This is a genomic window from Bradyrhizobium nivariense, from assembly GCF_029846695.2.
Lineage (GTDB): Bacteria > Pseudomonadota > Alphaproteobacteria > Rhizobiales > Xanthobacteraceae > Bradyrhizobium.
The window spans coordinates 23095-29404 of the sequence record NZ_JARWCR020000094.1 but is presented as its reverse complement, the minus strand read 5'-3'; the positions used below and the strand labels follow the sequence as shown (position 1 = coordinate 29404).

Annotated in this window: 7 protein-coding genes; 5 read left to right on the top strand and 2 right to left on the bottom strand. The window is 62.9% G+C overall.

Translation table 11 applies throughout. The features are described from left to right. From QCM77_RS41480 to QCM77_RS41460, 5 genes are all read left to right on the top strand, one after another. Positions 1-396: hypothetical protein (locus tag QCM77_RS41480; protein ID WP_280096641.1), on the top strand; the 396-nt coding region annotated here is incomplete at its 5' end. Next, on the top strand, positions 393-620 hold the full coding sequence (locus tag QCM77_RS41475) for a hypothetical protein (RefSeq protein ID WP_279688635.1): 228 nt from the start codon (positions 393-395) through the stop codon (positions 618-620). The genes QCM77_RS41480 and QCM77_RS41475, both read left to right, overlap by 4 nt. Before the next feature lie 29 nt (positions 621-649). Next, the gene (locus QCM77_RS41470) at positions 650-1960 is read left to right on the top strand and encodes a lytic murein transglycosylase (protein WP_280096640.1); all 1311 of its coding nucleotides are present in this window, start codon (positions 650-652) and stop codon (positions 1958-1960) included. Positions 1961-2224: 264 nt separating this feature from the next. Further along, entirely contained in the window at positions 2225-2728 is a 504-nt protein-coding gene (locus tag QCM77_RS41465; protein ID WP_279666479.1) for a DUF1993 domain-containing protein, read from the top strand. A 182-nt stretch (positions 2729-2910) separates the two neighbouring features. Beyond that, complete coding sequence (locus QCM77_RS41460; protein ID WP_279666480.1) at positions 2911-4014, top strand: alkene reductase; 1104 nt, start codon at positions 2911-2913, stop codon at positions 4012-4014. Between the two features lie 88 nt (positions 4015-4102). Here QCM77_RS41460 and QCM77_RS41455 read toward each other — a convergent pair whose 3' ends face one another. Next, positions 4103-5896: an ABC transporter substrate-binding protein gene (locus QCM77_RS41455; protein WP_280096639.1), complete on the bottom strand. Its 1794-nt coding sequence runs from the start codon at positions 5894-5896 to the stop codon at positions 4103-4105. 75 nt (positions 5897-5971) lie between these two features. Then, the gene (locus QCM77_RS41450) at positions 5972-6301 is read right to left on the bottom strand and encodes a DUF2160 domain-containing protein (RefSeq protein ID WP_280096638.1); all 330 of its coding nucleotides are present in this window, start codon (positions 6299-6301) and stop codon (positions 5972-5974) included. Between the last annotated feature and the right edge of the window lie 9 nt (positions 6302-6310).

Genomic DNA, 6310 nt, shown 5'->3' with positions numbered 1-6310 from the left:
CAAGGCATTCCGGCAGCAACGTCGTCTGCTGGCGATCCACCCCTTGAACGAAACCCCGCATCAATTCCCCCCGCGATTCAGCAAGAGAATCATAGCATCGACGGAGTTTTTACACAGCCTGGACCCAGCCCGGAACACAAGGGCACGATCGAGGCTATGCACTTCGAGATTCTCGGCGAGATCACCGAGGTCGAAACCTTCGCCAGCGGCTCGGGCATCCGCGAGATCGCCCGGCTGCGGCGAATCTATGGGCGGGGGCGCCGGCGAAAGCGCAAGGGCATTGCTCGGGTGCGATTATCCGATGGCTCTACCCACCTCGCTGAGATACATTGGTATGAAGCTGCCGGTATCGGTCGCAAGGAATTCAAGATCAAGAACTTGTTCTTACAATCATGACGAAGTCGCGAAGCAAGCAACTGGTGATCTGCGTGAACAACGAGGGCTACGCAGCCTCTCTCGAGAAGCGCAAGATCTATGAGGCATTGCGCGATCCGGCAGCCGAGAAACAGGGCATACTGCGGATCCTCGATGAGTCTGGCGAAGATTACCTCTATCCAAAGACATTGTTCCGCTTGATCGCATTGCCGCTCGCCACAAAGCGCGCCGTATTGGCCGCTTAGCGCTCATCTGCCCAGCACCAGAGATATTGATGCCGATGAACTGTCTTGGTTCTCGCCTTGCGGTCGCAACGATCGCGGTCGCCTTCGCCCTTCCTGCCTCCGCCCAGTTCACGCCGCCGCCCGCAAAGCCCGCGGTCTCCAGGGCGACCGCCGCTTCCCCGCGCGCGGCGTCGTGCCATAACGGGGCGAACTTCGATCGCTTCCTGGCCGATGTGAAGCAACAGGCGGTGGCCGCCGGCGTGTCGCAGCGGACGATCGCGGAGGTCTCGCCCTACCTCGTCTACGACCAGGGCATCGTCAACCGCGACCGCGGCCAGCGCGTGTTCGGCCAGCTCTTCACCGAATTTGCCGGCCGCATGGCCGCGCCCTATCGCATGCAGAACGGCCAGCAGCACATCAAGCAACACGCGGCTGCGTTCGCGCGCGCCGAAAAGGAATACGGCGTGCCGCCGGCGGTGATCGCCGCGTTCTGGGGCCTGGAGAGCGATTTCGGCGTCAACATGGGCAATCTGCCGACACTGAAATCGCTGGTGTCGCTGGCCTATGATTGCCGCCGCTCGGAGATGTTCGTGAACGAGACCATCGCCGCGCTGAAGATCATCGACCGCGGTGATCTCACACCCGACGAGATGATCGGCTCCTGGGCCGGCGAGCTCGGCCAGACCCAGTTCCTGCCCGTGCATTACGTCAACTATGCGGTCGACTATGACGGCGACGGACGACGCGATCTCCTGCGCAGCGAGGACGACGTGATCGGCTCGACCGCGAACTACATCGCCAACGGGCTGAAGTGGCGGCGCGGCGAGCCGTGGCTGGAGGAGATCAAGGTGCCGCAGAATCTGCCGTGGGATCAGACCGATCTCACCGTGCAGCAGCCACGCTCGAAATGGGGGCAGCTGGGGGTGACTTATCCCGACGGCAGGCCGCTGCCGAACGACAATCTCGCGGCCTCCGTGCTGCTGCCGATGGGACGCTTTGGTCCGGCCTTCATGGCGTACACGAATTTCGCGGCTTACACCGAGTGGAATAACTCGCTGATCTATTCGACCACTGCTGGCTATCTGGCCTCGCGCATCGCGGGCGCAGCGGCGATGCGAAAGCCGGCCCAACCGGTGGCGCAGCTGCCGTTCAACGAGCTCAAGGACCTGCAGCAGCTCCTGGTCCGTGCCGGCTTCAATGTCGGCAAGATCGACGGCGTGCTCGGCCAGCAGAGCCGCGCCGCCGTGAAGGCGATGCAGGTCAAATACGGCCTGCCCGCCGATTCCTGGCCGACCGCCGAGCTTTTGGCCCGGATGCGCGGCGGCACGGCGCAGGCACAGCCGGCGGCGACGATCCGGTAAATAATCTACCGTCGTCATGCCCCGCGAAAGCGGGGCATCCAGTACACCGCGACCTATCGATTCAATCACAGTTGCCTCGGAGTACTGGATCGCCCGGTCAAGCCGGACGATGACAGCGAGGGTGTGGCACCGATAGCACCACAAGCCGGCGCGATAGAATTTTCGCACCGCACAAGCCGCTTTCGCGATTGTATTTTTCCATGACGCTCCCATGTGAGTGGCTCAGGTTTCTCCTGAGATTTCCCACCACAGAGCGAGCATCACATGTCCTTCCACGACGCCGTCGTCCCCGCCTATTTGCAAATGCTGAACAGCCTGAGCGGCCTGCTCACGAAAGCCGAGGCGCATTGTGCGGCCAAGAAGGTCGAACCGAGCGTCCTGCTGGGCTCCCGCCTGTTTCCGGACATGCTGCCGCTGTCGAAGCAGATCCAGCTCGTCAGCGATTTCGCCGCCAAGGGCTGCGCCCGGCTGACCCATAGCGACGTTCCCTCCACATCAGACACCGAGACCAGCTTTGCGGAATTGAAGCAGCGCCTGGCGAAGACCATCGACTATGTGAAATCGTTCAAGCCGGAGCAGTTCGAGGGCGCCGACACCAAGGACGTCACCTTCCCGGCCGGCCCCGACAAGTCCATCACCATGAAGGGCCAGCAATTCCTGAGCGCGTTCTCGCTGCCGAACTTCTATTTCCACGCCGCGACCGCCCACGGCCTTCTGCGCCACGCCGGCGTCGAGATCGGCAAGCGCGACTTCCTCGGCGCGAACTGAATTCGATCGATCATGCGGCCGCGGCGGAGATCGAATCTGCTGCCGCGGCTGAAATTGCACGTGCTTTATGCTGCGCGGCCTGGCTGCGCATCTCGCCTGCACTTTCGGTATGGCTCCTCCCTTGCGCCGATTGCCGCGATGCACAAGTGTTCCGGACCTCTCATCGCCTGGAAGCATTTCCCATGAGCCGTCCGACCAAATTGTTTGAGACCTTCAAGCTCGGCCCGATCACGCTGGCCAACCGCCTGGTGATGGCGCCCCTGACGCGCAACCGCGCCGCGCCCGGCACATTCGTACCGAGCCCGCTTGCGGCGGACTATTACGGCCAGCGCGCTTCCGCGGGCCTCCTGATCACCGAGGCAAGCCAGGTCTCGCAACAGGGCCAGGGCTACCAGGACACCCCCGGCATCTACTCCAAGGATCAGGTCGCCGGTTGGCGCAGGGTCACCGATCAAGTGCACGAGCGTGGCGGCAAGGTCTTCATCCAGCTCTGGCATGTCGGCCGCATCTCGCATGTCGACCTCCAGGCGAATGGCGCAGCCCCGGTGGCGCCGAGCGCGATCCGCGCCAAGGGCAAGACTTTCGTGAACGGCACTTTCGCCGACGTCTCCGAGCCCCGTGCGCTCGAGCTCTCCGAAATTCCTGGGATCATCGACGACTTCAAGCGCGCCACGAAGAATGCGCTTGAGGCCGGGTTCGACGGCGTCGAGATCCACGGCGCCAACGGCTATCTGCTCGAGCAGTTCGCCAAGGACGGCGTCAACAAGCGCACGGATGCCTATGGCGGGTCGATCGAGAACCGCGCGCGGCTGACGCTGGAGGTCTCGAAGGCTGTCGTCGCCGAAGCCGGCGCCGAGCGCACCGGCATCCGCATCTCGCCGGTGACGCCGGCCAACGACATCTCGGATTCGAACCCGCAAGCCCTGTACGACCATATCGTCGACGGTCTCAGCGCGCTGAAGCTCGTCTATCTCCACGTCGTCGAAGGCGCCACCGGCGGTCCGCGCGACATCGCGCCATTCGACTATGCGGGCCTGCGCAAGCGTTTTTCCGGCGCCTACGTCGCCAACAACGGCTATGATTTCGATCTCGCCACCAAGGTGCTGGACGCGAACGCGGCCGATCTGATCGCCTTCGGCAAGCCGTTCATCTCCAACCCTGATTTGGTCGAGCGGCTGAAGAAGGGCGTGGCGCTGAACGACTGGGACAAGAACACGTTCTATGGCGGCAGCGCCAAGGGCTATACGGACTACCCGACGCTGGAAGCGGCCGAGGCGGCGGAGTAGTTCTTCTTCCTCTCCCCCGCAAGCGGAAGAGGCGAGAAAAGAAAAAGGCCGGGATCGCTCCCGGCCTTTCGTGGTTATGAGACGTAGCTTACTGCAGCGAGGCGCGCTTGGGCGGCGTCGCCGGCCACGACTTGATCAGGGTGTCGTAGTCGACCGTCTCGCCCTTCGGCTTCTCGTTGGCAAGCTTGCGCTGGGGAGCAATCGTGCCGTCCTTCTGGGCCTTGGCGAACCAGTACTCGGCCGACTCCTTCTTGTGCAGCTTCGGACCGCAGGCGCCCTGCACGCCCGACTTCTCCAGACGCTCCATCACGGAGTCCTGGGCGGCGGCAAGCGAGTCCATCGCGGCTTGCGGCGTCTTCGCACCGGACGACGCATCGCCGATGTTCTGCCACCACAGCTGTGCCAGCTTCGGATAGTCGGGCACGTTGTTGCCGGTCGGGGTCCACTGCACGCGCGCGGGCGAACGGTAGAACTCGACCAGGCCGCCGAGCTTCGGCGCACGCTCGGTGAACGACTTGTCCCAGATGTCGGATTCACGAATGAACGTGAGACCGACATGGCTCTTCTTCAGCGACACCGTCTTGGAGACGATGAACTGGAGATAGAGCCAGGCCGCCTTGCGGCGATCAGCCGGGGTCGACTTCAGGAGCGTGAGCGAGCCCGCGTCCTGGTAGCCGAGCTTCATGCCTTCCTTCCAGTACGAACCGTGCGGCGACGGAGCCATACGCCACTTCGGCGTACCGTCCGCGTTCATCACGGCAATGCCCGGCTTCACCATGTCGGCGGTGAAGGCGGTGTACCAGAACATCTGCTGGGCGATGTTGCCCTGCGCCGGCACCGGGCCCGACTCGGAGAAGGTCATGCCCTGAGCCTGCGGCGGAGCATACTTCTTCATCCACTCGAGGTACTTCGTGATCGAGTAGACCGCGGCCGGACCGTTGGTGTCGCCACCACGCTCGACCGAGGAGCCGACCGGACGGCAGCCTTCCATGCGGATGCCCCATTCGTCGACCGGCAGGCCGTTCGGGATGCCCTTGTCGCCGTTACCGGCCATCGACAGCCAGGCGTCGGTGAAACGCCAGCCGAGCGACGGGTCCTTCTTGCCATAGTCCATATGGCCATAGACCTTGACGCCGTTGATCTCCTTGATGTCGTTGGTGAAGAACTCGGCGATGTCTTCATAGGCCGACCAGTTCACGGGAACGCCGAGCTCGTAGCCATACTTGGCCTTGAACTTGGCCTTGTAGTCGGCGTTGGTGAACCAGTCGTAACGGAACCAGTAGAGGTTCGCGAACTGCTGGTCGGGCAGCTGGTAGAGCTTGCCGTCCGGCGCCGTGCCGAACGACTTGCCGATGAAGTCGTTGACGTCGAGCTTGGGATCGGTGACGTCCTTGCCCTCGCCGGTCATGTAGTCCGACAGCGCGATGGTCTGGCCGTAGCGGAAGTGGGTGCCGATCAGGTCGGAGTCGTTGATCCAGCCGTCGTACACGTTCTTGCCGGACTGCATCTGGGTCTGCAGCTTCTCGACGACGTCACCTTCCTGGATGATGTCGTGCTTGAGCTTGATGCCGGTAAGCTCGGAGAACGCCTTCGCCAGCGTCTGCGATTCGTATTCGTGGGTCGTGATGGTCTCGGAGACGACGTTGATCTCCATCCCCTTGAAGGGCTCGGCGGCCTTGGCGAACCACTCCAGCTCCGTCTTCTGCTCGTCCTTCGACAGCGTCGAGGGCTGGAATTCCGTAATCCACTTCTGGATCGCGGCGTCGTCGGCGGCGCGAACCGGCGCCGACACGGCGAACGATACCGCTATGATGGCTGCCGCACTTGAAACGCTCAGCAAGCTGACCTTGGTCAGCGGACCCTTCCTTCTAGAACGTCGCATGTTGTTTCCTCCGTTGCAGCGACAAACTTTTGTACAGGCCCGGGTTGGTCCCGGATCTGGCCGTCCCTTCGCGGGCTAGACCGTGCGAAAAATGAGCACGGCCGTGGCCAGCGAAATTCCTGATGCGAGCCACAGGCTCGAAATTTCAAGACCATCCTCGCCGATCGGCAGCATAGCCAGTGCGTCAGTGCCGGCGAAGGCGATCCACAGAAGGTGAATGACGGCCGCCGTGATCAGAGAGATGAACAGACGGTCGCCGCGCGTGGTCGGGATGCGTAGCACGCCGACGCGCTCGGCTTCGGGATAGGCCACCCCAAGCCAGGTCATCACCGCGAGCGTGCAGGCGAGCGCGACAAAGAAGATCGCGGTCGGCGGCGTCCAGGCCATCCATGCAATAGATTCCATTGATGCCTC